The sequence below is a fragment of the Streptomyces sp. NPDC015127 genome (assembly GCF_043080095.1).
Lineage (GTDB): Bacteria > Actinomycetota > Actinomycetes > Streptomycetales > Streptomycetaceae > Streptomyces.
Genome location: NZ_JBIBVE010000001.1, coordinates 528,230 through 554,408 on the forward strand (window position 1 = coordinate 528,230; position 26,179 = coordinate 554,408).

A 26,179-nucleotide genomic window follows, 5' to 3' on the forward strand; every position below is an offset into this window, starting at 1 on the left:
GCAGTCAGGCGGGCAGGCGGCGGTCAAATCGGTCGCCGCCGGCCCGCCGGGCTGCGTACGCTCGTTCGTATGACACTCGTCGCGATCCTCAGCGGCGCCGGTATCTCCACCGACTCCGGCATCCCCGACTACCGCGGCCCGCAGGGCCTGTGGCGGCGGGATCCGGAGGCCGAGAAGCTCGTCACGTACGACTACTACATGTCCGACCCCGACATCCGGCGCCGCTCTTGGATCATGCGCCGCGAGAGCGCGACCTGGCGCGCCGAGCCGAACGCCGCGCACCGCGCCGTCGCCGCGCTCGACCGCCGGCCCGGGGTCGCTGTCCGGGTGATCACGCAGAACGTGGACGGACTGCATCAGCTCGGCGGCATGCCCGACCGCAAGGTGCTCGAACTGCACGGCACCGCACGCACGGTGACGTGCGAACGCTGCCATGTGCGCTCGCCCATGGCCGATGCGCTGGCACGCGTGGAGGCGGGCGAGGAGGATCCGGCGTGCACCGAGTGCGGCGGCATCCTGAAGTCCGCGACGGTGATGTTCGGCCAGCGGCTCGACCCGGTGGTGCTGGGCCAGGCCATGGCGATCGCGAAGGCGTGCGAGGTGTTCGTCGCGGTCGGCACCACGCTGAAGGTGCAGCCCGCGGCGTCCCTCGCCGCGATCGCGGTCGAGCACGGGGCGCGGCTGATCGTGGTGAACGCGGAGCCGACGCCGTACGACGAGCTGGCCGACGAGATCGTGCGCGAACCGATCGGCACGGCGCTTCCGCCGCTGCTCGACCGTCTGGCGGCCCAGCCGCCGGAGCACCTGGCGTCCTAGGGGCGGTCCCGGCCGCGCGGACAGGGCCTAGAACAGCGCGTCGTCCGGCGTGCCCAGTTCGAAGGCGAGCAGGCGCTGCTTGCGCGCGAGTCCCCCGCCGTAGCCGACGAGTCCGCCCGAAGATCCGATCACCCGGTGGCACGGGACGATGATCCCGATCGGGTTCCTGCCGTTGGCGAGGCCGACAGCGCGGGAGGCCGCCTTGTTGCCGAGGGCCTCGGCGAGTTCGCCGTAGGTGCGGGTCGCGCCGTACGGGATGCGCCGCAGCTGGTCCCAGACGCTGCGCTGGAACGGTGTGCCGTCGAGGTGCATCGGCAGGTCGAAGTGGGTGAGTTCACGGGCGAAGTAGGCCGCCAGCTGCTCGACGGCCGCGCCGAAGGGCGTCTCGTCGGGGACTCCGAAGGTCTCCTCCGCCGGGCGGTGCCGCTGCCCGGTCATGTAGAGCCCGCTGAGCACGCCGTCGGTGGCGACGAGGGTGAGCGGGCCGTAGGGGCTGTCGACGACGGTGTGCTGCCTGGTCATGCTCCGGACTTCCTTACGCGGGGAGGTGGTTGATGGGGTGGTCGTCCGTGGCCCAGAGGTACTGGACCGCGTACGCCCGCCAGGGGCGCCAGGCCGCGGCGCGTGCGGTGAGCGCGGCCGGGGTCGCGGGGAGGCCGAGTCCGGCGGCGGCGCGGCGCATCCCGAGGTCGGTGGGGAGGAAGGCGTCGGGGTCGCCGAGTGCGCGCATGGCGATCACCTCGACGGTCCAGGGGCCGAAGCCGGGCAGCTCGGTGAGCTGTGCCCGGGCCCGGTCCCAGTCGCTGCCCGGGTCGAGGCTCAGCGAGCCGTCGGCGAGCGCAGAAACGAGGGTGGTGAGGGTGGTGCGGCGGCTGCGCGGCAGCGCGAGGGCCTCCGGGTCGAGCGCGGCGAGGGCGTCGGCGGCCGGGAAGAGGTGGCTGAGGCCGCCCTCGGGGTCCTCGACCGGCACACCGTGCGCCGTGACCAGCCGGCCCGCGTGGGTGCGGGCGGCGGCGGTGGAGACCTGCTGGCCCAGCACCGCGCGTACGGCGAATTCGGCGGCGTCGACGGTACGCGGCACACGCCTGCCGGGTGCCTTGTCGACCAGCGGGGCGAGCTCCGGGTCCGTGCGCAGCCGGTCGTCGACGGCGACGGGGTCGGCGTCGAGGTCGAGCAGCCGCCGGCAGCGGCTGATGGCGATGGTGAGATCGCGCAGGTCGGTCAGGGACAGCCGGCAGGCGACGTGGTCGGGCCGGGGGGTGAGCGCCACGATGCCGTGCCCGTACGGGAGGGACAGGGTGCGCCGGTAGGCGCCGTCGCGCCACTCCTCGACGCCGGGGACGCCGGTGGCGACGAGGTGCCCGAAGACGTTGCTCGGTTCGAGGGGCGCGCGGTACGGCAGCCTGAGCGCGATCACCCCCGGCGTCGTCGGCGGCGCGGACCGGACGCGCGACGCACGGGTGCGCAGGTCGCTCGGGGACAGGGCGAAGACCTCGCGGACAGTGTCGTTGAACGTGCGGATGGAGGCGAACCCGGCGGCGAAGGCGACCTCGGCCATGGGCAGCGAGGTCGTCTCGACGAGCAGCCGGGCGGTCTGGGCCCGCTGGGCACGGGCCAGGGCGAGCGGTCCCGCACCCAGCTCGGCGAGGAGCTGGCGCTCGATCTGTCGTGTGGAGTACCCGAGCCGGGCGGCGAGGCCGGGCACGCCCTCGCGGTCGACGACGCCGTCGCCGATGAGCCGCATGGCGCGGGCGACGGCGTCGGCACGGGCGTTCCAGGCGGGCGAGCCGGGACTGGTGTCGGGCCGGCAGCGCTTGCAGGCGCGGAATCCGGCCTGCTGGCAGGCGGCGGCGCTCGGGTAGAAGGTCATGTTCTCGGCCTTCGGCGGCACGGCCGGGCAGCTGGGGCGGCAGTAGATCCGCGTGGTCAGGACGGCGGTGAAGAACCATCCGTCGAACCGCCCGTCCTTGGACTGGACGGCGCGTACGCAGCGCTCGGTGTCGGTGTGCATGGGTCAAGCATCGGGGACGTGTCGTGCGGGGGCTGGCGGAAATCCGACATCAACGCTCGACTGCCTGGACTGGGCCGATGCCCCGCCCCGGCCGATTGAGTGCCGGGCCCGGGGCGGAGCACCGGCAGCCTGCGCCCACCGCGGCGCAGGACTGCGAGGTCCGGGGCGAAGTCCGGGTCCCCCTGTCGGCCACGAGTGGCACCGGGGCACACCGCCCGGAAGGGGTGGTACCAGCCCGGGGGCGGAATCCAGTCAGCCTGCGCCCGCCACGGCGCAGGGCTGCGGAGTCGGGGGGAGTCCGGGGTCCCCCGTCGGCCACGAGTGGCACTCGGGCGGACGCGGGCGGTCACCGTACCCCTCGCGCCGGTTTCGGCGGGCCGGACGGGGGCACTCACGGCGTCGTCGGCTATTGGTCGCCACGCGCTCAAGAGGCGCATATCGGCATAATCTGGTGGTATTCACCATCCACGATTGCCTGGGGGTAATCATGGAACTCGGCTTCCTCAAACCGCTCTTCGCCCGTCCAGGCCCATGGGCTTCCGTCTACATCGAGACCACGCGTGCGACCGAGGACGCACAGAAGGTGCAGCAGCTCCGCGAGCGCGCCGTCGCGGCCCAGCTCATCGAGGCGGGTGCCGACGCGTACACCGTCAGGGCGGTCATGGACCGGCTCGCCCAGGAACCTGTTTCCGGCGCGCCGCCCGGGCGGGCGCTGTTCGCCGCGGGTGCCGAGGTCGTGCTCGACACCCCGCTCGCGGTGCCTCCGGCCGGCATCCCCTCGACGTGGTCGATCCTGCCCCACGTCGCGCCGCTGGCCGACCTGCGGGGCGACCGGCCCGCATGCCTGGTGGCGTACATCGACCGCGCGGGAGCCAATCTCGAGCTGCGGGACGCGCACCACCGCGAACCCCTGGGCCAGGCGAACGGCAAGGAGTGGCAGGGCCGCGGGCACCGGAGCATTCCCGCCGACCGGTACGAGTGGCACTACCGGAACAAGGTCGAGAACAGCTGGAACGAGACCGCCGACATCATCGCGCGCGAGCTCGCCCGGCAGCTGCCCGAGACGGAAGCCGAGCTGATCGTCCTGACCGGCGATCCCCGCGAGCGCCGGGCCGTGTTCAACCGGCTCCCGGAGCGCGTCCAGGCCGTCACCGTCGAGGCCGAGAACGGCAGCAGGTCGCCGGGCGCGTCCACGGACGTGCTCGACCGGCAGATCGCGGAGGCGTGCGAGAAGTTCGCCCACGACCGGCTCCAGAGGGCACTCGAACGCTTCCGTGTCGGCCGCGGCCGGCCCGGCGAGCACCGCGAGGCCGCCGCCGTCGACACCGGACCCGGAGAGGCAGCCGAAGGCATGCCCGCTGTCGTCGACGCGGTGCGCAAGCACCAGGTCGCCACCCTGCTGCTCACGCCGGACGCGTCCGACGCGGGACGCGAGGTGTGGATCGGCCCCGGTGTGGACCAGGTCGCCGTACAGCGCGGCCAGGCGCAGGCGATGGGTGTGGCCAAGCCCGAACGGGCGCGCGCGGACGACGCGCTGCTGCGGTCCGCCGCGGCGTCGGGCGGCGAGGTCCTGGTGGTCCCCGAGGGCATGCAGGGACCGGCGGGCGGACTCGGGGCGGTACTGCGCTGGAGCATGTGAGGGAGTGGAAGCGCCCGGGCCGGACCCGGACCCGGTGACGCAGCGGTAGGGGCAGGACGACGATGGCGCCCCCGGTGCCGGAAGCGACGTCGGCCTGGGTGGTCGAGCGCCCGGGGCCGATCGCGACCGCCCCGCTGCGGCCAGTGGAACGCCCGACACCGGAGCCCGGGCCGGGCGAACTCCTGCTGCGGGTACGGGCCTGCGGGGTGTGCCGGACCGACCTGCACCTGGCGGAGGGCGACCTGCCGCCCCGCGTGCCGGGCCGCACACCGGGCCACGAGGTTGTCGGCGAGGTCGTCGCCGCCGGGCCGGGCGTGAGCGGTGTGCCGACGGGCGACCGGGTGGGAGCGGCCTGGCTGGCGGGAACGTGCGGACGCTGCCGCTACTGCCGGGCAGGGCGGGAGAACCTCTGCCCGCGGTCCCGCTACACCGGCTGGGACATCCACGGCGGGTTCGCCGACCACATCGTGGTGGACGCCTCGTTCACCTACCGCCTGCCGGAAGGCTGGAGCGACGAGGAGGCCGCGCCGCTGCTGTGCGCGGGCATCATCGGCTACCGGGCCCTGCGCCGGGCGGAGCTGCCGCCCGGCGGCCGGCTCGGCATCTACGGTTTCGGGGCCTCCGCGCACCTCACCGCCCAACTCGCCGTCGCCCAAGGCGCCGCCGTCCACGTGGTCACCCGCTCGCCGGAGGCGCAGCGCCTGGCGCGGGAGCTCGGCGCGGTCTCCGCGGGAGCCGGTGAACCCCCGGAGCCGCTCGACTCCGCGATCCTGTTCGCCCCGGCCGGGACCCTGGTGCCGGTGGCGCTGGCGGCGCTGGATCGCGGCGGCACGCTCGCCGTCGCCGGTATCCATCTGAGCGCCGTGCCTCCGCTGGACTACGCGAGACACCTGTTCCAGGAACGCACCGTGCGCAGCGTCACCGCCAACACCCGGGAGGACGGCCGCGCCTTCCTCGCCGAAGCGGCACGGCTGCGCCCCTCGGTGCGGGTCACGCGCTACCCCATGCGCCAGGCGGACCGCGCCCTGTCGGACCTCGCGGCGGGCCGTATCACGGGCGTGGCCGTGCTCGTGACACCGTGACGGGGCTGCGGGGGGCGAGGCCGGTGCGGCGGGGCGAGGGCCGCCGCACCGCCGGGTCCAGGTCCAGCGGGCCGGGGCACCAGGGCCGGGCCGCCCCGCCACTTCACCGGGGCGAGGCAGCCGGGTCCGCCAGGCCGGGTCACCCGGTCCGCCGGGGGGTGTCCGCCGGAACCGGGTCGCCCGGGCCGTGCCGCTGGGGCCGGGTCGCCCGGACCGCAGCGGCCAAGTCGCCAGGCGCCGGTGCCCGGCGTGACCGAGTCGCCGGGACCGGGCCGGTGGTCCGTGGTGTCAGCCCTCTGACGCCAGCGCCGCCTGGAAGTGCGCGTACGCGTCCTCGTCGAAGAGCACGAAGCGCACTTCGGCGACCGGCGGCCTGGCCGCCTCGCGGACCGTGCGGACCGCGATGCGGGCGCCGTCGTCCATGGGCCAGCCGTAGACGCCGGTGGAGATGGCGGGGAAGGCCACGGTCCGCGCCCCCAACTCGCCTGCCAGGCGCAGCGATTCGCGGTAGCAGGAGGCGAGCAGGTCCGACCGGTCCTCCGCACGGGACCAGACCGGCCCGACGGTGTGGATGACATGGGCGGCGTCGAGCCGGCCGGCCGTGGTCGCGACGGCCGCGCCGGTGGGCAGGCCCTTGCCGTAGCGGGAGGCGCGCAGGGCCCGGCACTCGGCCAGGATCTCGGGACCGCCCTTGCGGTGGATGGCGCCGTCGACGCCGCCTCCGCCGAGGAGCGAGGAGTTGGCGGCGTTGACGATGGCGTCGGCGTGCTGCTCGGTGATGTCACCGCGTACGAGCGTGATGTCCGTGGCGTGCTGGGTCATGCGCTCATGATGTCCCGGAACCCGTCCGGCACAGCCGCGGCAGGCCGCGTCAGCCCTGCCGCAGCCGCCGCCAGACGGCCTTCGCCGCGTGATGACCGGACATGCCGTGCACCCCGGGGCCCGGCGGGGTCGCCGACGAGCACAGGAACACGGCGGGGTGCGCGGTGGCGTAGGGGACGCGGGCCAGCTTGGGGCGGAGCACGGTCTGGAGCCCGGCGAACGCGCCGCAGGCGATGTCACCGCCCACGTAGTTCGCGTTGCGCGCGGCGAGTTGGGGCGGGCCGGCGACGGCCCGGGCGAGGACCAGGTCGCGGAAGCCGGGCGCGAACCGCTCCAACTGCCGCTCGACGACCTCCGTCGCGTCGCCCTCCCAGCCGGCCGGCACATGGCCGTACGCCCACAGGACGTGCCGGCCGGCGGGGGCACGGCTGGGGTCGATGAGGCTCGGCTGCGCGGTGATCAGGAACGGGACCTGGGGGTCGCGTCCCTCGACGGCCCGCCGCAGGGCCTCGTCGATCTCGCCCGCGGTCGGGCCGATGTGCACGGTCCCGGCCGCGCGGGCCTCCTTCGCGGTCCACGGCACCGGGCCCGAGAGCGCATAGTCGATCTTGAACGCGGAGGCGCCGTACCGGTAGCGCCAGTAGGCGTGGCCGAGTCCGGCGATCCTGGCCAGCGCGGTCGGCGAGGTGTCGAAGACGTACGCGCGGGCGGGCGGCAGCTCGTCCAGGCGCCTGACCTCGATGCCGGTGTGGATGGTGCCGCCGAGCTCGCGCAGGTAGGAGGCGAGGGCGTCGGAGATGGCCTGGGAGCCGCCGCGGGGCACGGGCCAGCCGACCTCGTGGGCGGCGAGCGCGAACATCAGGGCGATACCGCCCGTGGCGATGCCGCTCGTGGGCGCGATCGCGTGCGCCGCGAGCCCGGCGAGCAGCGCCCGGCCCTTCTCGCCCTCGAAGCGGCGGGCCAGCCAGGACGCGGGCCGGATCGCGTCGAGCCCGAAGCGGGCGAAGCGGTACGGGTGGCGGGGCAGCCCGTCCCAGGGGGTGCGCAGGAAGTCGGCCGCGAGGGCGTCCCAATGTCCCAGGTACGGGGTGACCAGGCGGCGGTAGGCGCCCGCGTCGGCGGCGCCGAGGGCCATGGCGCTCTCGCCGACCGAGCGGCTGAGGATCGCGGCCGTGCCGTCGGGGAAGGGGTGCGCGAGGGGCAGCTCGGGGTGCAGCCACTCCAGGCCGTGCCGGGCGAGCGGCATGCGGGCGAACGCGGGCGATCCCACGCCGAGCGGATGCACGGCGGAACAGGGGTCGTGGCGGAAGCCGGGGAGGGTGAGCTCCTCGGTGCGCGCACCGCCGCCCACGCTGTCCAGGGCCTCGAACACGGTGACGGACAGGCCGCGGCGGGCCAGTTCGACCGCGGCTGTCAGTCCGTTGGGTCCCGCCCCCACGACGACGGCATCGAGCATCGACGGCACCTTCGGACTCCTTTGTCAGCCGACGCCAAGAGCACCCAGGATATTCCGGGGCACGGACAGCGGGGGCGGCGGTACCGTTCCCCCGCGATGGAGACCTTGATCGAGACGATGTCCCGGCGGCTCACAGCGGTTGCGGGAATCCGCGCGGTGACGCTCGGCGGCAGCCGGGCACGCGGCGCCCACCGGCCGGACTCCGACTGGGACCTGGGCGTGTACTACCGCGGCGAGCCCGATGTCGCGGCCCTCGCGCGGCTCGCGTCCGAGCTGACCGGTCGGCCGGTGGAGGCGGCCGGGCCCGGCGGCTGGGGGCCGTGGGTCGACGGCGGTGCCTGGCTCACGGTGGACGGGGTGCAGGTGGACTGGATCCTGCGGGACCTGGACCGGGTGCGGCGGGTGTGGGCGGACTGCAGCACCGGCCGCTACGAGACGGGTGTGCAGCCGGGGCATCCGCTGGGCTTCTGGTCGCCGGCCTACGCCGGCGAGGTGGCGCTGTGCCGCGTACTGTCCGACCCGTCGGGCGAGTTGACCGAGCTTCGGGCCCGGACCGCGACGTACCCGGAGCCGTTGCGCGCGGCGCTGGTCGAGGCCGCGTGGGAGGCGGAGTTCTCGGTCGCGGCGGCGCGCAAGTCGGCGGGGTCGGGGGACACGCTGCACGTCTCGCTGTGCCTGTCCCGGGCCTTCGGCGTGCTGGTGCAGTCGCTGCACGCGTACCACCGGGTGTGGTGCCTGAACGAGAAGGGCGCGCTGGCAGCCGCCGCCGCGCTCCCGGGCGTGCCGGGTGACTTCACCGCGCGCGTGTCGGCGGCGCTCGCCGGTCTGGACGCGGCGGCGGTCGAGTCCGCGGACGAGCTGGTGCGGGAGATCAGGTCACGGCTGACCTGATGGGGCCCGAGGGTCAGGTCAGCAGCTCCCGTATGCGCCGCGCGGTCGCCTCGTCGCGGGCGGCCGTGAAGGGCAGCGCGTTGCCGCCCGTGATGCGGAACGGCTCGCCGGACACGGTGAGATGCGCGCCGCCCGCCTCCGTGACCAGCAGCAGTCCGGCCGCGTGGTCCCAGGCGTACTCCCACGAGAAGGCGACGGCGTCCAGCGCTCCCCTGGCCACGTCCAGGTACTCGAGACCCGCCGACCCGCACGGACGCGCCTGCACCGCGGGCACCGCGAGGCCGAGCAGCGCCCGCTTCTGCTCGGGGGTCGTGTAGTCCGGGTGGGACATGGCCACGTCGAGTACGGCGCCGGGGGCGGGCGAGCCGGAGCGCAGCACCTCGCCGCCCAGCCGGGCACCCCCGCCGCGCACGGCGACCGCGAGCTCGTCGGGAACGGGCGCGTACGTCCAGGAGGCGAGGACCTCGCCGCGGTGCGCGAGCGCGACCAGGGTGCAGAAGCCGGGGTCGCCGTGGACGAACTGGCGCGTGCCGTCGACGGGGTCGACGATCCACACCGGGGCGTCGCCGTGCAGGGCCTCGTAGACCGCGGGGTCCGCGTGCACGGCCTCCTCGCCGACGACCACGGAGCCCGGCAGCAGGGCGGTCAGCGAGGCGGTCAGATGGGCCTCGGCGAGCCGGTCGGCGGCGGTGACGAGGTCGTGCGGGCCGTTCTTCTCGACGATCTCGTGCTCGGCGAGCTGCCGATAGCGCGGCATGATCTCGGCGGCGGCCGCCTTGCGCAGCGCCTCCTCGACGTCGGAGAGATCACCGGTCAGGAAGTCATCGATCATGCCTCCAGCCAATCACGTCCCGCTGACATCGCGGGAGGCGCCCGGTGCACCGACCCGTAACCCCGCGTTTCTCCCCGGTTCGCTCCGGCCGGCGGCCGGCGGCAGGCGGTCGGCGGCGCAGCTCAGGTGCCGTCGGCGGAGAAGTGCTGGTAGTCGGGCGGCGACCAGTGGCCTCCCCACTCCCACCCCGCGCTCTCCATGGCCCGGGCGACCGGGTCGCCCGGCACGATCAGCCCCTCGGTGGCCGGGTTCCGCTCCAGGTGGCGCCGGGCGGCCGGCGGGTGGACGGCGCCCGCGCGGTCCACGTACGGGTTCTCCAGGGGGTTGATGTCGACGGCGTCGCCGTAGGAGTGGCGGGACAGGTGGCCGGCGTCGCCCGTCACCCGGCGGCAGTTGAAGGCGGAGGTGTTGTCGTCCGCCATGGCGCGCGCGTCGCTCCCGTCGTACTCGGCCATGACCCGCATGCGCCGGATCGGGAAGCGTTCCTCGAAGATCTTCCGGAAGACGCGCAGCACGGGGCGGACGGCGTCCTGATGGACGATCAGTTCGCCGCGGTGGACGCGTCCGTCGAAGCCCCAGTGGTTCATGGTGATCAGCCGCAGCCGCTCCGGCGGCACCGGGCAGCCGGGCGTGTGGCTCGCTCCGAGCTTCTCCCCCGTCACGTCCCGCACGGTGGCGGCGAGCCGGGGCGCGTCGGCCGCGGCGGCGTGGCCGGGCAGGAGACCGAGCGCCAGCCCCAGGGCCAGGGCCGACGCGGCGCATCGGCGAGCGATATGCACCCTTTCAGGGTAATTTTGTGGGGTCCGGCCCGCATCAGCCGGACATCACCGCCCGGCGGGCGGTACGGGCACCCCGGGCCGTACGGGCACACCGTTGCCGTGCCCGGGTGCGACCGCGCCCCGCGCGAGCAGCAGCAGCGCGTCGACCAGGTCCTCGGCGGGCCCACCGGTGGCCAGTCTGCGCAGTTGCAGGCCCATCACCAGGGCGACCGTCGTCGCCGCATACCGCTCGGCGTCGGGGACGCCGAGACCGGTCAGGATCTGGACGGCGAGCCGGTCGTACGCGGCGAACGCCTCGGCCGCCGCCTCCCGCAGCCGCTCGTCGCGCCCGGCCTCGACGTACAGCTCGAACGTGGCGATGTGCTCGCTGTCGAAGCCGATGCCGCCGGCCACCCGGCCGGCGAGTGCCGCCGCGCCCGCGATGTCGATGCCCTCGCTCCGGCACTGGTCGGCGAGCGCGGTGAAGCGCCGGGTCTCGTCGCGGACGAAGTGCAGCAGGCTCTCCCGCAACAGGTCGTGCTGGGTCGCGAAGTGGTATGTCACCGAGCCGAGCGAGACCCCGGCCTCTTTGGCTATTCGCCGGTTGGTGACCGCCGCGACCCCGTCCCTGCCGATGATGTGCAGGACGGCCTCGATGATGCGCTGCCGCGTGGCGGCGGAGCGGGCGGCGGTGGGCATGGGCGTCATTGTCCCATCGGCGCACCTGCGCTGGTCAGGGGGTACCGACGACGGCCGCCGGGTCGTGCGGGGACGGAGGACGTCTCTCGTACCACCGCAGGTCGGCCTCCAGTTGGGCGGCGAGCGAGATCAGCCGTTCCTCGCTGCCTGCCGGGCCGAGGAGTTGGGCACCGACGGGCAGTCCGGCGGAGGTGAGACCGGCGGGCACGTTCACCCCGGGCCAGCCGAGCACGTTCCAGGGCCAGGCGTACGGGCAGGCCGCGGCGATGCCGATGTCCGTGCGCCGCGCGGACAGTCCGTCGAAGGCCCCGATGCGCGGCGGCGGCGCGGCCGTGGTGGGGGTGAGCAGCACGTCGACGTCGTCGAAGAAGGCCCCGATCCTGCGGTGCTGGGCGGCCTCGCGGGCGCGTGCCGCGGGCACGAGGCGGCCGAGGCGGTGTCCGGAGCGGGTCGCGGACCGGGTGCGGGGGTCGAGCAGGGCGGGGTCGGGGTGGCGGTCGGCGTACTCGGCGATGCCGGCCGCCGCGCGGGGCAGGAAGGCAAGCCCGATGAGGCCGTAACGGGGTCGGGCCTCCTCGACGTGGTGGCCGAGGCGGGCCAGGGTCTCGGCGAGCGCGGTGACCGCGCGGCGCACCTCGGGATGCGGGCGGGTGCCGGTGAGGGTGAGCGGCGGTCGCAGCGCGAGGGCGATGCGCAGCCGTCCCGGTTCACGGCGGGCCGCCGCCGTCGCGTCGATCGCGGCCGGCCGGTGACGCTCCCTCGGGTGGGCGCCTGACGCCGCGTCGAGCAGCAGGGCGGCGTCGGCGACGGTCCTGGCGAGGGGGCCGTTGACCGTCAGACCCTGGAAGCAGTCGTCGTACGGGTGGACGGAGACGCGGCCCCGCTGCGGTTTGATGCCCACGAGGTGGGTCCAGGCCGCCGGGATGCGGATGGACCCCGCACCGTCGGATCCGAGCGCCGCGGGCACCAGCCCCGCCGCCACGGCCGCCGCCGAGCCGCCCGAGGAGCCGCCGGGCGTGTGGCCGGGGGACCAGGGGTTGCGGGCGGCGCCGAAGGCGGGGCCCTCGGTGAACGGCCACTGGCCCAGCTCGCACGTGTTGGTCTTGCCGACGACCACGGCGCCCGCGGCCCGCAGCCGGCGCACCGCCTCACCGTCCTCGGCGGCGGGCGGGATGTCACCCGCGCAGCCGAAGTAGGTGGGCACCCCCGCCACGTCGGTGTCGTCCTTGACCGCGACCGGCACCCCCAGCAAGGGCAGCCTCTCGCCCGCCGCGAGCCTGCGGTCGGCGGCGCGCGCCTCCTCGACCGCGGCCTCGCCGCGCACGGTGCGGAAGGCGTTGACGGTGCCCTGCGTGGCCTCGATACGGGCGAGCGCGCCCGTGACGAGTGCCTCGGACGTGGTCTCGCCCGCCGCCAACGCCCTTGCGCATGCGGCCAGTCCGCCGAACAGGTCTGTGGACACGCTTGCCCCGCCTCCTTATTGTTCGTTCGAACGAACAGAACTGGAGGGTAACCAGATGCGGATCAGCGGAGCAAGCGTTCTGCTCACCGGGGCGACCGGCGGTATCGGCGGCGCGCTGGCCGCCGAACTCGCCGCTCGGGGCGCGAAGTTGACGGTGAGCGGCAGGCGGGCCGAGGCTCTTGACCCGCTCGCCGAGCGCCACGGCGCCCGCGCGATCGTCGCCGATCTGGCCCAACCGGACGACGTGCGCCGCCTCGCCGAGGAAGCCTCGGGCGCGGACCTCCTGATCGCCAACGCGGCCCTGCCCTCCAGCGGCGACCTGCTCGACTACACCCCCGAGCAGGTCGAGCGCGCCTTCGCGGTGAACCTGCACGCGCCGGCCATGCTCGCCCGCCTGCTCGCCCCGACCATGGTCGCGGCGGGCCGGGGCCATCTGGCGTTCGTCGGCTCCCTCTCGGGCAAGGCGGCCACGAAGTCGGCGTCGCTGTACAGCGGCACCAAGTTCGGGCTGCGCGGTTTCGCGCTCGCGCTGCGCCAGGACCTGCACGGCACGGGCGTCGGGGTCTCCGTCGTCCAGCCCGGCTTCGTCCGGGACGCGGGCATGTTCGCCGCGACGGGCGCGAAGCCCCCGGCGGGCATACGGACGGTGTCGCCGCGGCAGGTGGTGGCCGGGGTGATGCGGGCGGTGGAGCGCGATGTGGCCGAGATCAACGTCGCTCCGCTGGAGCTGAGGCTGCTGGGCGCGATCGCCGGACAGTTCCCGGGCTTCGCCGAACGGATCCAGCGGGGCGGGATGGGCGAGAAGACCCTGCGGCAGATGGTCGCGGCCCAGCGCTCCCGCCGCTGAGGGCCTGTCGGCGGCCCCTGTTGCGGTCGCACCGCCCGCGGCCGCAACAAGGGAGATCCGTCGTGCGCGGGGCCCGGCTGCGCGGGCCCGTTTCCCCACCCCGCCCCTTCCCGTAACCGGGGACTCCGCCCCCGGACCCTCCCCCTACGGCCTGGCGGCCATGGGAGGTACCCCCCCTACGCCCTGCGGGCGTGGGGGACCCCCAGCGCCTCAATCGCCGGCGGCGCTCCAGGGGCTCCAAAGAGCGGCCCCGTCAAGCCCCGCGCCGCGATCCTCGCCGGCTGACGTGACCACCTGGCCGCCGCCCTCACTGCGCTATTCGCCGGCCGCTGACGCCCGTCAGCGCCGTGTACAGCAGCAGCGACGCCAACAGGCCCACCGCCCAGCCGTAGTCCGCGAGCGGACGGAGGAACGGGATCAGCCCGTCCGAGGGGAAGGGGCCCTTGCCCGGCGCCGAGTGCGAGCCGCCGACCGCGAGCACGCCGCCGACCGCGAACGCGGCCACCGCCCGCAGGTTCCAGCCGGACGTGTACCAGTAGCGCCCGCCGGGCGTGTAGAGCGCGGGGAGGTCGAGGACGGTGCGCCGCACCAGCCAGTAGTCCGCGATGAGGATGCCGGCGACCGTGCCGAGCAGTCCGCCGACCAGACCGAGCCAGGTGAAGATGTACAGCTCCGGCGTCTCGGTCAGCTTCCACGGCATGATCAGTACACCGACGACACCCGTGATCAGCGCACCCGTACGGAAGTTGACGAACCGCGGCGCCAGGTTCGCCAGGTCGTACGCCGGTGAGACGACATTCGCCGCGATGTTCACCGAGATCGTCGCGACGAGCACGGTCACCAGGGCGAAGAGCAGTCCGAAGACGTTGTCGGTCTTGGCCGCGAGCGCGACCGGGTCCCACACCGCCGCCCCGTACACGGCCTGCGAGCCGGAGGTGACGAAGACGGACAGCAGGGCGAACAGTGTCATCGTGGTCGGCAGCCCGAGCGTCTGCCCCCAGATCTGGGCACGCTGGCCCGCGCCGAAGCGCGTGAAGTCGGGGATGTTCAGGCTCAGCGTCGACCAGAAGGCGATCATGCCCATCAGGGACGGGAAGAACACCGGCCAGAAGTCCGCTCCCCAGCCGAGTCTCGACGGCTGGTCGAGCAGCGGCCCGAGGCCGCCGGCCTTGGCGGCGATCCACGCCAGCAGCACCAGGGCGCCGACGATGACGAACGGCGCGGCCCAGTTCTCGAAGCGGCGCAGCGCCTCCATCCCCCGGTAGATGATGGCCAGTTCGAGCGCCCAGAAGAGAACGAAGCACACCCACAGCGTCCACGGCTGCCCGCCGACCTTCGCCGCATCCGCCCAGCCGCCGAACAGCTTGCCCAGCAGGACGAAGATGCCCTGGCCGCCGATCCAGGTCTGGATCCCGAACCAGGCGCAGGCGACGGCGGCCCGGATCATCGCGGGCAGGTTGGCGCCGCGCAGCCCGAAGGATGCGCGGGCGAGCACCGGGAAGGGGATGCCGTACTTGGGCCCGGCGTGCCCGGTGAGCAGCATCGGCGCCAGCACGATGACGTTGGCGAGCGCGATGGTGAAGACGGCCTGCTTCCAGTCCATGCCGAGTGCGACGAGGCCGGAGGCAAGCAGCCAGGAGGGGATGTTGTGGGCCATGCCGACCCACAGGGCCGCGAAGTTGTAGGTGGTCCACCGGCGGCGGGCGACGGGCACGGGCAGCAGGTCGTCGTTGACGAAGCGGCCGTCGGCGGGGAGGGCGCCCGGCGGGAGTTCGACGCGTCCCGCCGGGTCGGATATGGGTCCTTCTGAGGGCACGGGCGGGACGGTCGCGGTCATGCTGGGCGGCCTTTCAGCAGATGGGTCATCTGGTGAGAGCGGGGATGATCTGCGCGCCGTACGCGTCGATCGTCGCTTCCTTCGCGTCGTGCATGGCGTAGACGGCGAACTGGTCCACGCCCAGGTCTCGCAGGGCCTTGAGCTTGTCGATGTGCGCCTCGGCGGGGCCGAGGAGGCAGAACCGGTCCACGATCTCGTCGGGCACGAAGTCGGTGGACGGGTTCCCGGCGCGGCCGTGGTGGCTGTAGTCGTAGCCGTGCCGCTCCTTGATGTACGCGGTGAGCGCCTCGGGGACCATGTCGGAGTGCTCGCCGTAGCGGGAGACGAGGTCGGCGACATGGTTGCCGACCATGCCGCCGAACCAGCGGCACTGGTCGCGGGCGTGCGCGAGGTCGTCGCCGACGTACGCGGGGGCCGCGACGCAGATGGTCACGGACGACGGATCGCGTCCGGCGTCGGCGGCAGCGGCGCGCACGGCCCTGACCATCCACTCGGTGAGGTAGAGATCGGCGAGCTGGAGGATGAAGCCGTCCGCCTTCTGCCCGGCGAGTGCCAGCGCCTTGGGCCCGTACGCGGCCATCCACACGGGCAGTCTGCCCTCCTTCACCCAGGGCAGGCGGATCGGCTGCCCGTCGACGACCGCCTCCCGGCCCTCGGCCAGATCGCGGATGACGCCGATGGCCTCGCCGAGCCGGGCCAGCGTGTTGGGCTTGCGGCCCGCCACGCGCATCGCCGAGTCGCCGCGGCCGATACCGCACACGGTGCGGTTGCCGTACATGTCGTTCAGCGTGGCGAAGGTGGAGGCGGTGACCTCCCAGGTCCGGGTGCCCGGGTTGGTGACCATGGGGCCCACGGTCAGCTTCTGTGTGTGCTCGAGGATGCGGCTGTAGATGACGAACGGCTCCTGCCACAGCACCGCGGAGTCGAAGGTCCAGCCGTAGCGGAAGCCGTTGCGTTCCGCGCGCCGCATCAGTCCGACGACCGCGGACGCGGGCGGGTCGGTCTGCAGGACGAGTCCGAAGTCCACGACGGACCTCCTAGTTCAGGTACTGGCAGGTGGATCGGGGTGTGTACACGCCGTGGCCGGCGCGTCCCGTGAACTCCCGCCGGTCGATGACCACGGCGCCGCGCGACAGGACGGTCTCCACCTGCCCGGTGACGGTCCGGCCCTCGTACGCCGAGTAGTCGACGTTCATGTGGTGGGTCTCGGCCGACAGGGTCTGTTCGGCGTGCGGGTCGTAGATCACGACGTCCGCGTCGGCGCCGGGGGCGATGGTGCCCTTCTTGGGGTAGAGGCCGAACATCCTGGCCGGGGTGGCGCAGGCGATCTCGATCCAGCGGCGGCGGCTGATGTGCCCGTCGGCGACGGCCTGGTGGAGGAGGTCCATGCGGTTCTCCACGCCCGGCAGCCCGTTGGGGATCTTGGAGAAGTCGCCGCGGCCCAGTTCCTTCTGGCCGCGGAAACAGAAGGGGCAGTGGTCCGTGGAGACGACCTGGAGGTCGTTGGTGCGCAGACCGCGCCAGAGCGCGGCCTGGTGCTCCTTGGGCCGCAGCGGCGTGGAGCAGACGTACTTGGCGCCCTCGAAGTCCGGCTCGGCGAGGTTGTCGGTGGACAGGAACAGGTACTGCGGGCACGTCTCGCCGAAGACGTTCAGGCCCTTGTCGCGGGCCGCGGCGAGCTCGGCGACGGCCTCCTCGGCCGACACGTGCACGACGTACAGGGGCGCTCCGGCGACCCGGGCGAGCTGGATGGCGCGATGGGTGGCCTCGGCCTCCAGCAGGACCCTGCGCACCTCGCCGTGGTACCGGGGGTCGGTCTCGCCGCGGGCGAGCGCCTGCTCGACGAGGACGTCGATGGCGATGCCGTTCTCCGCGTGCATCATGATCAGGCCGCCGTTGGACGACGAGCGCTGCATCGCGCGCAGGATCTGTCCGTCGTCGCTGTAGAAGACGCCGGGGTAGGCCATGAAGAGCTTGAAGGAGGTGACACCCTCCTCGACCAGCAGGTCCATCTCCTTGAGCGAGGACTCGTCGACGTCGGAGAGGATCATGTGGAAGGAGTAGTCCACGGCGCAGTTGCCGTCGGCCTTGGCGTACCAGGCGTCCAGGCCCTCGCGCAGGGAGCGCCCCACGGTCTGTACGGCGAAGTCGACGATGGTGGTGGTGCCGCCCCAGGCCGCCGCGCGGGTGCCGGTCTCGAAGGTGTCCGAGGCGAACGTGCCGCCGAACGGCAGCTCCATGTGGGTGTGCGCGTCGACGCCGCCCGGGATGACGTACTTGCCCGTGGCGTCGATCGTGCGGTCCGCCGTCCAGGACTCGGCGGCGGTGGTGCCGTGGGCAGCCAGTGCGGCGATCCGGCCGTCGTCGATCAGGACGTCGGCGTGCATCTCGTCGGCGGCGGTGATGACGAGACCGCCGCGGATCAGGGTGCGGGTGCTCATGGTCTCCTCGTATCCGGACTAGACGGCGCGCAGGGCCTGTGCGAGGAGGGACGCGCCCTCCTCGGCCTCGGCGACGGTGAGCGAGAGCGGCGGGGCGATGCGCAGGACGCTGGTGTTGTGACCGCCGCCCTTGCCGATCAGCAGGCCGCTCTCGCGGGCGGCCTCCAGGACCTTGCCGGCGGCCTTGGGGTCGGCCTCGTCGGTGCCCGGCTTCACGAGCTCGATGCCGATCATCAGGCCGCGTCCGCGTACCTCCCGTACGGCGGGGACACCCGCGCCGATCGCGCGCAGCCGCTCGATGAGCAGCCCGCCGACGCGCCGGGCGTTGCCTTGGAGGTCGTGCTCCAGCAGGTGGTTCAGGTTGGCGAGGCCCGCGGCCATGGTCACGGGTGAACCGCCGAAGGTGGAGATGGAGTTGGCGTCGAGGCAGTTCATGACCTCCGCGCGGGCCACGACGCCACCGATCGACATGCCGTTGCCGATGCCCTTGGCGAACGTGAGGATGTCCGGCGGGCCGTTCTGGGCGTGCGCCTGCCAGCCCCAGAAGTGCTCGCCGGTGCGGCCCCAGCCGGTCTGCACCTCGTCGGAGATCCACAGGATGCCCTGCCGGTCGAGCACCTCGCGGAAGGCGGCGTACAGCCCGTCGGGCGGGGAGGTGAATCCGCCGACGCCCTGCACCGGTTCGGCGATCAGCGCGGCGACGTCGCGGGTGTGGCCGAGCAGGTCCTCCAGATCGGCCACGCACTCCCGGATGAACTGCGCGTCGGACAGCCCGGCGTAGGGCCCGCGGGTGCGGACCCCGCCGTGCACGTACAGCGTCTGGAGCGGGGACAGGCTCGTCGGCGACCAGGCCTGGTTGCCCGTGATGGAGACCGCCGAGAAGGACCGGCCGTGGTAGCTGTTGCGCATCGCCAGGATCTGGTTGGAGCGGCGGTGGGCGGTGGCGAGCAGCAGGGCGGTGTCGTTGGCCTCGGTGCCGGAGGTGGTGAAGAAGACGCGCGCGTCGGGGATGCCGGAGAGGGCGGCGATGCGCTCGGCGAGCTCCACCATCGGGCGGTTGAGGTAGAGGGTGGAGGAGTGGATGATCCGCGCGGCCTGCTCGCTCACCGCCTTGGTGACCTCGGGCAGGGCGTGGGCGGTCATGGTGGTGAGGATGCCGCCGAAGAAGTCCAGGTAGCGGTTGCCGTCCGCGTCCCAGACGTGGCGGCCCTCACCGTGGGTGATCTCGATGGGGCGGTCGTAGTAGAGGGCGAGCCAGTCGGGGAGGACGGCCTTGTGGCGCCCGTACAGATCGGTCACGGCTGAACAAGCCCTTCGTACGCGTCGGGGCGGCGGTCACGGTAGAACGCCCACTGCTGCCGTACGGCCTCGATCAGGTCGAAGTCGAGGTCGCGTACGACCAGTTCCTCCTCCTTGTCGCTGGCGAGGTCGCCGACGAACTGGCCGCGCGGGTCGACGAAGTAGCTGGTGCCGTAGAAGTCGTTGTCGCCGTACTCCTCGATGCCGACGCGGTTGATGGCGGCGACGAAGTACTCGTTGGCGACGGCGGCGGCCGGCTGCTCCAGCTGCCAGAGGTGGGAGGACAGGCCGCGGTGGGTGGCGGACGGGTTGTAGACCAACTGGGCACCCGCAAGGCCGAGTTGGCGCCAGCCCTCCGGGAAGTGGCGGTCGTAGCAGATGTAGACGCCGACTCTGCCGACGGCGGTGTCGAACACCGGCCAGCCCGCATTGCCCGGCCTGAAGTAGTACTTCTCCCAGAAGCCCTTGACCTGGGGGATGTGGTGCTTGCGGTACTTGCCGAGGTAGCTGCCGTCGGAGTCGATGACCGCGGCGGTGTTGTAGTAGAAGCCCGCGCCCTCGCTCTCGAAGACCGGGACGACGATCACCATGCCGGTCTCGCGGGCGAGGTCCTGCATCCTGCGGACGGTGGGACCGTCCGGGACGGGCTCGGCCCAGCGGTAGTGCTCGGGCTCCTGCACCTGGCAGAAGTACGGAGCGTTGAAGACCTCTTGGAATCCGATGACCTGGGCGCCCTGCCTGGCGGCCTCGCGGGCGTGTTCCTCATGCTTGGCGATCATCGATTCGGTGTCGCCGGTCCAGGTGGCCTGGACGAGGGCGGCGCGTACGACATGGGCCATGAGCTGCTCCTTCGACGGGACGCCAGAGAGCCTCTACGCACGTAGACGCAATACGCAGATGGAGAACGTAAGCCACGTCACACAGCGGGGCAAGACCATCGTCGTCAACCCGCGGAGTCGATCATGTTTCGCACCCGGGCGGTCGATTTCGGAACTATTTCGTCCCGGTCAGGCACCGAGGTACCCGGCCACGCGCAGCGCGTGGACGAGGTCGCGCTCGCGGTCCGGGAGGGCGCCGCGTACGGCGTCGAGCAGGGCCGGGACGAGGCGGGCCGGGTCACGGGCGGCGACCCTGGCGGCGTCCTCGGCGGGGCGTACGTGCGCGTACGCGGCGAGCAGCGCGCGGGCGCGGGCGCCGTGGCCCTCGTCCGCCAGCGCGATCGCCGCGTCGGCGATCTCCTCGGCCGGGCGCGTGACCCCCAGGCGCAGCAACTGGCGCCCGTCGTCCGGGCGTCCGGCCGCGGAGAGCGCGTCGGCGGCCGCGGCGAGGTGCCCGGCGGGCTGGGACGCCACCTCCCACAGGAGGGTGGCCCAGTCGGCGTCGAGTCCGCCGCGGTGGAGCTCGGCGGCGAGCGCGGGCAGCCAGCCCGGGGGCCGGGCGGCGGCCTCGCAGAGCACGACGTGCGCCTCGCCGGTACGGCCCTCGGCCCGCAGCCGCCCGAGGACGGCGACGGTCTCGCGCGCGGCCCGGGCGGCACCGTCGGGCTCGGGCACGGGCTCGGGCTCGGGCTCCGGCTCGGGGGCGGAGGCCGCGCCGCCGTACCGCGCGCCACGGGGGACGTCGTCGGCGACGGGCAACACGGGCACGGCGACCGCGCCACCCCCGTCCCCCTCGACCCCGGCGAACCGGGCCCCGCGCCGTGGCTTCTTCTTCCGCCCCGCACGGGGGCCGGGGCCCTGCGGGGACCCGGCGGCAGGGACGGCACTGTCCGCGCCGGGCCCGGCGTACGCCCTGGTCGCGTCGGTCCCCTCGGCCGCACGATTGCCGCTCGTGTAGGCCCGGTCCGGGGCGGGGGCGGGGACCGGGGGCACGTCGGGCGCATCGGTCACGCCGTGACCCCGGTGCCCGGGCGGGGCGAACCAGCCGGGTGGGGCGTCCTCCCGCGGGAGGGACGCGAGGCGGGACGTCAGTTCCGTGATGCGCGACGTCGCGCGGGCGTGGTCGTCGCGGGTCCAGGACAGCTCGTGGGTCAGGCGTTCCGCCTCCGCCGTGCCCTCCGGCTCGGCGGCCAGCCTCCGCAGCAGTTCCGCCGCGCGGGACGCCGCGTACGCCTGCTCGCCGCGCATCAGCTCCCGCCGCTCCTCCAGCGCCTCGCGCCCGCCCGGCAGCCGGTCGTGCGCCGCCGCTGCCGCCGCGTGGAGCGCCCGCGCCCGGCTCGTCTCCCGCTCGGCCTGCTGCGGGCCCATCAGCGTCGCCAGGTCGTGGAGCAGGGACTCGACCACGTCCCACGGCGGGATCTCGGCGCCCTCCAGACAGGCCCGCATGCCGTCGGGGTCACGCTGCCGGAAGATGGCGCACCAGCCGCCCGCACGGTCGACCCGCTCGGCCAGCTCTCCGAGGTACCGCGCGAACGCCGCGTTGTCCGCCGGGAGTTGATGCACCGTCATCGCCGCCCCTGCACCAGTCGGAGGTAGAACCGCAGGCATTGGACCGCAACCGTGTTACGCCGTTGCTACGTGCCGTTTTCGGTGGGGAACCGCGATGCCCCGCCTCCGCCGGCCGCTCTCGTGAGCTTCCGGGCGGCCGTCGGGTCAGGCGGCCGGCACCAGGGCGCAGCGCACGACCAGTTCGTCCATGGACAGGCCGAGCGTCGCGGCGAGCGCGGCAACGGTGAAGAACGCGGGGGTGGGGGCGCGACCTGTCTCGATCTTGCGCAGGGTCTCGGCGGACAGTCCGGCCGCCGCCGCGACCTCCACCATGCTGCGGTCGCCGCGCGCCTGGCGGAGCAGCCGGCCGAGCCGTTCGCCGCGTTCGCGCTCTTCGGGGGTGAGAGGGGTGCGCACCATGCCGTTATTCTAATCCCGGTGGTGCCGGTATAAGAATAACGGCTCGACCGGTATAGTAATTGGCATGGTTGAGATCAAGACAGACGCGTCGATCGAGGCGATGCGCGAAGCCGGCCGCATCGTGGCCCAGGCCCTCACCGCCGCACGGGAAGCGGCCGCCGTGGGCGTCGCGCTCGGCGAGCTGGACAGGGCGGCCCGGGCGGTCCTGGCGGAGACCGGGGCCGGGTCCCCGTTCCTCGGCTATCACCCCGACTGGGCGCCCGTCCCCTTCCCCGCCGTCCTGTGCGTGTCCGTCAACGACGCGATCGTGCACGGCATCCCGGGCGACTACCGGCTCCGCGACGGCGACCTGGTCAGCATCGACTGCGGAGCCGTCCGTGCGGGCTGGGTCGGCGACGCGGCCGTCACCTTCACGGTCGGCCGCAACCGGCCGGCCGACTCCCGCCTGATCCGTACGGCCGAGGACGCGCTCGCCGCCGGCATCGAGGCGGCCGTCGTCGGCAACCGCATCGGGGACATCGCCCATGCCGTCGGCACGGTGTGCCGTTCGGCCGGGTACGGCATCCCGGACGGCTTCGGCGGGCACGGAGTGGGCCGGCGCATGCACGAGGACCCGGGCGTGCCCAACGAGGGACGCCCGGGCCGGGGCATGCGGCTGCGGCACGGCATGGCGCTCGCGATCGAGCCGATGGTCATCGCGGGTGGCCGCGACGACCACTACACGGCGCGCGACGGCTGGACGGTCCGTACGGCGGACGGCAGCCGCGCATCGCACGCCGAGCACACGATCGCGATCATGGACGACGGCCCGCGGGTCCTGACGGCGCTGTAAGGCATACGTCCCGGCCCGGCGGCCCGCACTTCACAGCCGGGCCGCACGTCCCCCGGTCGGCGGGCCCGGACGGCGCTGTGGAGCGCACGTCCACGGCCCGCCCGGAGCCGCACCGCTCAGGGCTTGTCGGCGAACCGCTGGGCCAGTTCGTCGCCCAGCCGGACCGCCGCCTCGTGGCTCTCGATCGGGGTCGCGCGCGCATTCTTGAACAGGATGTAGGTGACGCCCGAGGGCGCGCCGCCGTGTGTCGGGTGCGGATCGATGCCCAGCGCCTCGGCCGCCGCGTACGACGCCTCGCCGATGATCCCGGTCGGGCCGGTGTCGCCGACGACGCCGTACACGACGCGGTCCCGGTACACCATCGCCGCCACGGTGCCGCCCCGGATGCCGGAGGCCCGGTAGTCCCAGATGTCGCTCGGGACCGGCACGACGACGAACGGCAGCTTCTCCGCGTTGAGGTACTTCCCGTCGGACTGCCGGAACGAGGTGTTCGGCTGGAACCAGCGGTCGGTGGCGCTGTTGCACCTCGCGGTGCGCACCCCGTCGCAGTCTATGTCCAGGTCGGCGGTCCAGTACACGACGTCGTCCCGTTCACAGACGGGGATGTCGGCGCGTGCGCCGTTGTCCGTGCGGTACTTGCCGTCGGAGATCTGCCGGCATTTTTTGCCGAGGGCGTCCAGCAGGGCGTCGGCGCCGACCGTGCCCTCGGCCGGCGGGGCTGCCCGGTGGGCGGAGAGGGCGCGGGATGGCGTGGCCGGCGCTGCGGCCGCGGGCAGGGCCGCTGCGGCGAGAAGGACGGTACCGGCGGCCGCGGTGAGAGTGGTGCGTGATATGTGCACAATAATCCCTTCTGTCGAAAGGATTCCTACCCGCGGGCGCACGAACCGGCCAGGTATGTCCGCCGGACAGGTGACGCCGCCGTGCCCCGGCCTCCCTCGCACTTCACCGCGCCGGGTGCACCACCATCGCCGAACCGCCGCCCCGCCGTACCTTCTCGGCCGCGGCGAGCCATCGGCCGTCGGGCAGCCGCTGGACGCCGGTCGCCGCGCCGATCTCGGGGTTCAGCCGGAAGGCGTGGCCGATGGCCTGGAGTTCGGCGCGCAGCTCCCGGTCGTTCCACAGGTCCGGTTCCAGCTCCGTCGTCGCCTGGTTGCGCTGGCTGGCGCGCGGCGCGGCGATCGCCTCGACGAGCGGCAGCCCCCGGTCCAGATGCCCGGTCAGCGTCTGCAGGACGGTGGTGATGATGGTGGCGCCGCCCGGCGAGCCGAGCGCCAGCACGGGACGGTCGTGGTGATCGAGCACGATCGTCGGCGAGATGGACGAACGCGGCCGCTTGCCGGGGCCGGGCAGGTTGGGGTCGTGGACCGCGGGATCGGCGGGGGCGAAGGAGAAGTCGGTCAGCTCGTTGTTGAGCAGGAAGCCGCGCCCGGGCACGGTGATGCCGCTGCCGCCCGTCGACTCGATCGTCAGCGTGTAGGCGACGACGTTGCCCCACTTGTCGGCCGTCGTCAGATGCGTGGTGTTCTCGCCCTCGTACGTGGTCGGCGCGGCCTCGCCGGTCGAGCCGCAGGCGGTCGGCCGGCGCGGGTCGCCCGGTGCGAGCGGGCTCGTCAGGACGGCGTCGTCCTTGATGAGGCACTCGCGCGAGTCGGCGAACCGCTGGGACAGCAGCCCCTGGACGGGCACGTCCTCGAAGGCGGGGTCGCCCACCCAGCGGCCCCTGTCCGCGAACGCGATGCGGCTGGCCTCGATGAAGCGGTGCAGGTACTGCGCCCGGGTGGCCTTCGCCTTGGACAGGTCGGTTCGCTCCAGGATGTTGAGCGCCTCGCCCACGGTGGTGCCTCCGGAGGAGGACGGGGCCATGCCGTACACGTCGAGTCCCCGATAGGACACCTTCGTGGGCGCGCGGCGGATCGTCTCGTACGCCCGCAGGTCGCGCCGGGTCAGGTCGCCTGGGCGCACGACCCGGTCCGCGCCCTCGGCGACGGGGGGCTCCTGCACGGTGCGGACGATGTCGTCGGCGATCGGCCCGTGGTACAGGGCGCCGACGCCCTTGCGGCCGAGCTCCTTGTAGGTGGCGGCCAGGTCGGGGTTCTTGAACACCGAGCCGACGGCCGGGAGTCGACCGCCGGGCAGGAACAGTTCGGCGCTGGCCGGGAAGTCGGCGAAGCGCTCCTGGTTGGCCTGGGTCTGGGAGCGGAAGGTGGCGTCGACGGTGAATCCGTCCTCGGCCAGCCGCTCGGCCGGACGCAGCAGTTCCTTCAGCGGCTTGCTGCCCCAGGCGCCGAGCGCGGTCCGCCAGGTCGCGGGTGTGCCGGGCGTGCCGACCCCGAGCCCCGAGGTCATCCCCTCGGCGAACGGGATGGGCTTGCCGTTCTCCAGGAACAGGGACGCGTCGGCGGACAGCGGTGCGGTCTCGCGGCCGTCGACGGTGTGGACCGTACGGGACTTGGCGTCGTAGTGGACGAAGAAGCCGCCACCGCCGATACCGGCGGAGTACGGCTCGGTCACACCGAGCGCGGCGGCGGTCGCGACCGCCGCGTCCACCGCGTTCCCGCCCCGCCGCAGGACCTCGATGCCGGCGGCCGACGCGTCGGCGTCGACGCTGGCGACGGCTCCGCCGTATCCGACGGCGACCGGGGACTTGGCGGGTGCGGCGTCCGGCGGGGAGGAGGTCGGTGGTGCCGCCGCGCCGATCGAGGCGACGGCCGCGGCAACGGCCAGTACCGACACATTCCGTACGACGGAACGACGCATGCGTACCTCCCGAGGGCGAACGTCCGCGCAGCCTAACCCCGCCGCTGCCGCCCCGTCAGGACCACCTGGTACGCCGTTCGGCGGACACCGCTAGCATGCGCGCCCATGACGGACGACGTACGCAACATCGTGCTGGGTGTGGTGGCCGCCGGGATCAGCGCCTCGATCGGCTGGATCGCGCGCACCTACCTCTGGCGGCGCAGGCTCCGCCGCAAGCAGGCGTTCTTCGGCCTGCCCGGCAACGCGGAGTGCCTGCTCGTCGTCAACCGCGAGGCGGGGCGGGACGGTTCGGTCCACCGCTTCGACGTGTTCGCGCTGCTGGAGCTGTCGGCGCTGGTGAAGGACTGCGGGGCGAACGCGCAGATCATCTGGCACGACGCGACCAGGCAGGGCTTCGGCGAGCGCACCGAGTTCTGTGTCGGCGGACCCTACAGCAATCGCCGGACCGCGGCCCATCTGCAGAGCCTGCTGCCGGGCGTGCGAGTCGACACCGACACCGAAAGCGGCCCGGACCATGGGTCGTTCGAGATCGGTACGGAGCGCCACCGGATGGACCCGGGCACGGCCGAGTACGTGCTGCTGGCGCGGCTGACGGCCGGTGAGGGAAGCCGCCCGGTGTTCCTGTTCTGCGGCCAGCGCGCCATCACCAACCAGGCCGCCACCCGCTACCTGGCCCGCCACCACGAGAAGCTGTACCGCAAGCACGGCCGGAACTCCTTCTGCCTGCTGCTGAAGGTCGTCAACTCGCAGGCGTACGGGCCGGACGTGGTCGAGGTCGTCGCCGACGTGACGAGGGCGGCCCTCAGCGCCCTACCCGCGCCGCGCACCTCGGAACACTCGGCTGGCTGACGG

The 26,179-nt window shown here is 73.6% G+C and carries 24 protein-coding genes; 7 read left to right on the forward strand and 17 right to left on the reverse strand.

What is annotated here, in order from left to right:
- The first annotated feature begins 69 nt into the window (after nucleotides 1–69).
- Nucleotides 70–816 carry an NAD-dependent deacetylase gene (locus ACF08N_RS02220; protein ID WP_392322634.1) on the forward strand — a complete coding sequence of 249 codons (747 nt, stop codon included), beginning with the start codon at nucleotides 70–72 and terminating at the stop codon, nucleotides 814–816.
- A 27-nt stretch (nucleotides 817–843) separates the two neighbouring features.
- Here ACF08N_RS02220 and ACF08N_RS02225 read toward each other — a convergent pair whose 3' ends face one another.
- Both ACF08N_RS02225 and ACF08N_RS02230 read right to left on the reverse strand, forming a co-directional pair.
- Nucleotides 844–1,338, reverse strand: coding sequence for a methylated-DNA--[protein]-cysteine S-methyltransferase (locus tag ACF08N_RS02225; RefSeq protein ID WP_392322635.1), 495 nt, complete (start codon nucleotides 1,336–1,338; stop codon nucleotides 844–846).
- 13 nt (nucleotides 1,339–1,351) lie between these two features.
- Nucleotides 1,352–2,827 (reverse strand): AlkA N-terminal domain-containing protein, encoded by a 1,476-nt coding sequence (locus ACF08N_RS02230; protein WP_392322636.1) that lies wholly within the window; start codon nucleotides 2,825–2,827, stop codon nucleotides 1,352–1,354.
- A 487-nt stretch (nucleotides 2,828–3,314) separates the two neighbouring features.
- Between ACF08N_RS02230 and ACF08N_RS02235 the strand changes: the two genes are divergently transcribed.
- Together ACF08N_RS02235 and ACF08N_RS02240 are read left to right on the forward strand one after the other, a co-directional pair.
- The gene (locus tag ACF08N_RS02235) at nucleotides 3,315–4,466 is read left to right on the forward strand and encodes a hypothetical protein (protein ID WP_392322637.1); all 1,152 of its coding nucleotides are present in this window, start codon (nucleotides 3,315–3,317) and stop codon (nucleotides 4,464–4,466) included.
- A 74-nt stretch (nucleotides 4,467–4,540) separates the two neighbouring features.
- Nucleotides 4,541–5,548: a zinc-dependent alcohol dehydrogenase family protein gene (locus tag ACF08N_RS02240; protein ID WP_392322638.1), complete on the forward strand. Its 1,008-nt coding sequence runs from the start codon at nucleotides 4,541–4,543 to the stop codon at nucleotides 5,546–5,548.
- A gap of 288 nt (nucleotides 5,549–5,836) precedes the next feature.
- Here ACF08N_RS02240 and ACF08N_RS02245 read toward each other — a convergent pair whose 3' ends face one another.
- Entirely contained in the window at nucleotides 5,837–6,370 is a 534-nt protein-coding gene (locus ACF08N_RS02245; RefSeq protein WP_392322639.1) for an O-acetyl-ADP-ribose deacetylase, read from the reverse strand.
- A gap of 49 nt (nucleotides 6,371–6,419) precedes the next feature.
- The gene (locus ACF08N_RS02250) at nucleotides 6,420–7,835 is read right to left on the reverse strand and encodes a phytoene desaturase family protein (protein ID WP_392322640.1); all 1,416 of its coding nucleotides are present in this window, start codon (nucleotides 7,833–7,835) and stop codon (nucleotides 6,420–6,422) included.
- A gap of 87 nt (nucleotides 7,836–7,922) precedes the next feature.
- On the opposite strand from ACF08N_RS02250, the gene ACF08N_RS02255 reads away from it, so the two are divergent.
- The gene (locus ACF08N_RS02255) at nucleotides 7,923–8,717 is read left to right on the forward strand and encodes a nucleotidyltransferase domain-containing protein (RefSeq protein ID WP_392322641.1); all 795 of its coding nucleotides are present in this window, start codon (nucleotides 7,923–7,925) and stop codon (nucleotides 8,715–8,717) included.
- Between the two features lie 13 nt (nucleotides 8,718–8,730).
- Here ACF08N_RS02255 and ACF08N_RS02260 read toward each other — a convergent pair whose 3' ends face one another.
- The 4 genes from ACF08N_RS02260 to ACF08N_RS02275 all read right to left on the reverse strand — a co-directional run bounded on the left by ACF08N_RS02260 (nucleotide 8,731) and on the right by ACF08N_RS02275 (nucleotide 12,468).
- Entirely contained in the window at nucleotides 8,731–9,549 is an 819-nt protein-coding gene (locus ACF08N_RS02260) for an inositol monophosphatase family protein (protein WP_392322642.1), read from the reverse strand.
- A gap of 122 nt (nucleotides 9,550–9,671) precedes the next feature.
- Nucleotides 9,672–10,328 (reverse strand): M15 family metallopeptidase, encoded by a 657-nt coding sequence (locus tag ACF08N_RS02265; RefSeq protein ID WP_392322643.1) that lies wholly within the window; start codon nucleotides 10,326–10,328, stop codon nucleotides 9,672–9,674.
- A gap of 45 nt (nucleotides 10,329–10,373) precedes the next feature.
- Nucleotides 10,374–11,015, reverse strand: coding sequence for a TetR/AcrR family transcriptional regulator (locus tag ACF08N_RS02270; protein WP_392322644.1), 642 nt, complete (start codon nucleotides 11,013–11,015; stop codon nucleotides 10,374–10,376).
- 25 nt (nucleotides 11,016–11,040) lie between these two features.
- A complete protein-coding gene (locus ACF08N_RS02275; RefSeq protein WP_392322645.1) occupies nucleotides 11,041–12,468 on the reverse strand; it encodes an amidase in 1,428 nt (475 codons plus the stop codon).
- A 55-nt stretch (nucleotides 12,469–12,523) separates the two neighbouring features.
- Between ACF08N_RS02275 and ACF08N_RS02280 the strand changes: the two genes are divergently transcribed.
- Entirely contained in the window at nucleotides 12,524–13,315 is a 792-nt protein-coding gene (locus tag ACF08N_RS02280; protein WP_392322646.1) for an SDR family NAD(P)-dependent oxidoreductase, read from the forward strand.
- Nucleotides 13,316–13,622: 307 nt separating this feature from the next.
- On the opposite strand, the gene ACF08N_RS02285 is transcribed toward ACF08N_RS02280, so the two are convergent.
- The 7 genes from ACF08N_RS02285 to ACF08N_RS02315 all read right to left on the reverse strand — a co-directional run bounded on the left by ACF08N_RS02285 (nucleotide 13,623) and on the right by ACF08N_RS02315 (nucleotide 21,738).
- Nucleotides 13,623–15,152, reverse strand: coding sequence for an NCS1 family nucleobase:cation symporter-1 (locus ACF08N_RS02285; RefSeq protein WP_392322647.1), 1,530 nt, complete (start codon nucleotides 15,150–15,152; stop codon nucleotides 13,623–13,625).
- Nucleotides 15,153–15,177: 25 nt separating this feature from the next.
- On the reverse strand, nucleotides 15,178–16,179 hold the full coding sequence (locus ACF08N_RS02290; RefSeq protein WP_392322648.1) for a TIGR03842 family LLM class F420-dependent oxidoreductase: 1,002 nt from the start codon (nucleotides 16,177–16,179) through the stop codon (nucleotides 15,178–15,180).
- Between the two features lie 10 nt (nucleotides 16,180–16,189).
- Nucleotides 16,190–17,593, reverse strand: a complete 1,404-nt coding sequence (gene hydA / locus ACF08N_RS02295) for a dihydropyrimidinase (RefSeq protein ID WP_392322649.1) — start codon at nucleotides 17,591–17,593, stop codon at nucleotides 16,190–16,192.
- 18 nt (nucleotides 17,594–17,611) lie between these two features.
- On the reverse strand, nucleotides 17,612–18,892 hold the full coding sequence (locus tag ACF08N_RS02300) for an aspartate aminotransferase family protein (RefSeq protein WP_392322650.1): 1,281 nt from the start codon (nucleotides 18,890–18,892) through the stop codon (nucleotides 17,612–17,614).
- Nucleotides 18,889–19,731, reverse strand: a complete 843-nt coding sequence (locus tag ACF08N_RS02305; protein ID WP_392322651.1) for a nitrilase-related carbon-nitrogen hydrolase — start codon at nucleotides 19,729–19,731, stop codon at nucleotides 18,889–18,891. Before ACF08N_RS02305 ends, ACF08N_RS02300 begins: the two co-directional genes overlap by 4 nt.
- A 168-nt stretch (nucleotides 19,732–19,899) precedes the next feature.
- Nucleotides 19,900–21,339, reverse strand: coding sequence for a hypothetical protein (locus ACF08N_RS02310; RefSeq protein WP_392322652.1), 1,440 nt, complete (start codon nucleotides 21,337–21,339; stop codon nucleotides 19,900–19,902).
- Nucleotides 21,340–21,483: 144 nt separating this feature from the next.
- Complete coding sequence (locus ACF08N_RS02315; protein ID WP_392322653.1) at nucleotides 21,484–21,738, reverse strand: helix-turn-helix domain-containing protein; 255 nt, start codon at nucleotides 21,736–21,738, stop codon at nucleotides 21,484–21,486.
- Nucleotides 21,739–21,802: 64 nt separating this feature from the next.
- Here ACF08N_RS02315 and map point away from each other — a divergent pair, with 64 nt between their 5' ends.
- Nucleotides 21,803–22,570: a type I methionyl aminopeptidase gene (gene map / locus ACF08N_RS02320; protein WP_392322654.1), complete on the forward strand. Its 768-nt coding sequence runs from the start codon at nucleotides 21,803–21,805 to the stop codon at nucleotides 22,568–22,570.
- Between the two features lie 116 nt (nucleotides 22,571–22,686).
- Here map and ACF08N_RS02325 read toward each other — a convergent pair whose 3' ends face one another.
- Entirely contained in the window at nucleotides 22,687–23,409 is a 723-nt protein-coding gene (locus ACF08N_RS02325; RefSeq protein WP_392322655.1) for a glycoside hydrolase family 75 protein, read from the reverse strand.
- 103 nt (nucleotides 23,410–23,512) lie between these two features.
- Nucleotides 23,513–25,327: a gamma-glutamyltransferase gene (gene ggt / locus ACF08N_RS02330; RefSeq protein ID WP_392322656.1), complete on the reverse strand. Its 1,815-nt coding sequence runs from the start codon at nucleotides 25,325–25,327 to the stop codon at nucleotides 23,513–23,515.
- A gap of 105 nt (nucleotides 25,328–25,432) precedes the next feature.
- Here ggt and ACF08N_RS02335 point away from each other — a divergent pair, with 105 nt between their 5' ends.
- Nucleotides 25,433–26,176 (forward strand): hypothetical protein, encoded by a 744-nt coding sequence (locus ACF08N_RS02335; protein WP_392322657.1) that lies wholly within the window; start codon nucleotides 25,433–25,435, stop codon nucleotides 26,174–26,176.
- The last annotated feature ends 3 nt before the right edge of the window (nucleotides 26,177–26,179 follow it).

Excerpts from the sequence above, each read along its gene's own strand:
- ACF08N_RS02220 (WP_392322634.1), top strand. The coding sequence starts at position 70 with ATGACACTCGTCGCGATCCTCAGCGGCGCCGGTATCTCCACCGACTCC.
- ACF08N_RS02225 (WP_392322635.1), bottom strand. The coding sequence starts at position 1,338 with ATGACCAGGCAGCACACCGTCGTCGACAGCCCCTACGGCCCGCTCACC.
- ACF08N_RS02230 (WP_392322636.1), bottom strand. The coding sequence starts at position 2,827 with ATGCACACCGACACCGAGCGCTGCGTACGCGCCGTCCAGTCCAAGGAC.
- ACF08N_RS02235 (WP_392322637.1), top strand. The coding sequence starts at position 3,315 with ATGGAACTCGGCTTCCTCAAACCGCTCTTCGCCCGTCCAGGCCCATGG.
- ACF08N_RS02245 (WP_392322639.1), bottom strand. The coding sequence starts at position 6,370 with ATGACCCAGCACGCCACGGACATCACGCTCGTACGCGGTGACATCACC.
- ACF08N_RS02255 (WP_392322641.1), top strand. The coding sequence starts at position 7,923 with ATGGAGACCTTGATCGAGACGATGTCCCGGCGGCTCACAGCGGTTGCG.
- ACF08N_RS02260 (WP_392322642.1), bottom strand. The coding sequence starts at position 9,549 with ATGATCGATGACTTCCTGACCGGTGATCTCTCCGACGTCGAGGAGGCG.
- ACF08N_RS02270 (WP_392322644.1), bottom strand. The coding sequence starts at position 11,015 with ATGACGCCCATGCCCACCGCCGCCCGCTCCGCCGCCACGCGGCAGCGC.
- ACF08N_RS02280 (WP_392322646.1), top strand. The coding sequence starts at position 12,524 with ATGCGGATCAGCGGAGCAAGCGTTCTGCTCACCGGGGCGACCGGCGGT.
- ACF08N_RS02285 (WP_392322647.1), bottom strand. The coding sequence starts at position 15,152 with ATGACCGCGACCGTCCCGCCCGTGCCCTCAGAAGGACCCATATCCGAC.
- hydA (WP_392322649.1), bottom strand. The coding sequence starts at position 17,593 with ATGAGCACCCGCACCCTGATCCGCGGCGGTCTCGTCATCACCGCCGCC.
- ACF08N_RS02305 (WP_392322651.1), bottom strand. The coding sequence starts at position 19,731 with ATGGCCCATGTCGTACGCGCCGCCCTCGTCCAGGCCACCTGGACCGGC.
- ACF08N_RS02310 (WP_392322652.1), bottom strand. The coding sequence starts at position 21,339 with ATGACGGTGCATCAACTCCCGGCGGACAACGCGGCGTTCGCGCGGTAC.
- ACF08N_RS02315 (WP_392322653.1), bottom strand. The coding sequence starts at position 21,738 with ATGGTGCGCACCCCTCTCACCCCCGAAGAGCGCGAACGCGGCGAACGG.
- map (WP_392322654.1), top strand. The coding sequence starts at position 21,803 with ATGGTTGAGATCAAGACAGACGCGTCGATCGAGGCGATGCGCGAAGCC.
- ggt (WP_392322656.1), bottom strand. The coding sequence starts at position 25,327 with ATGCGTCGTTCCGTCGTACGGAATGTGTCGGTACTGGCCGTTGCCGCG.
- ACF08N_RS02335 (WP_392322657.1), top strand. The coding sequence starts at position 25,433 with ATGACGGACGACGTACGCAACATCGTGCTGGGTGTGGTGGCCGCCGGG.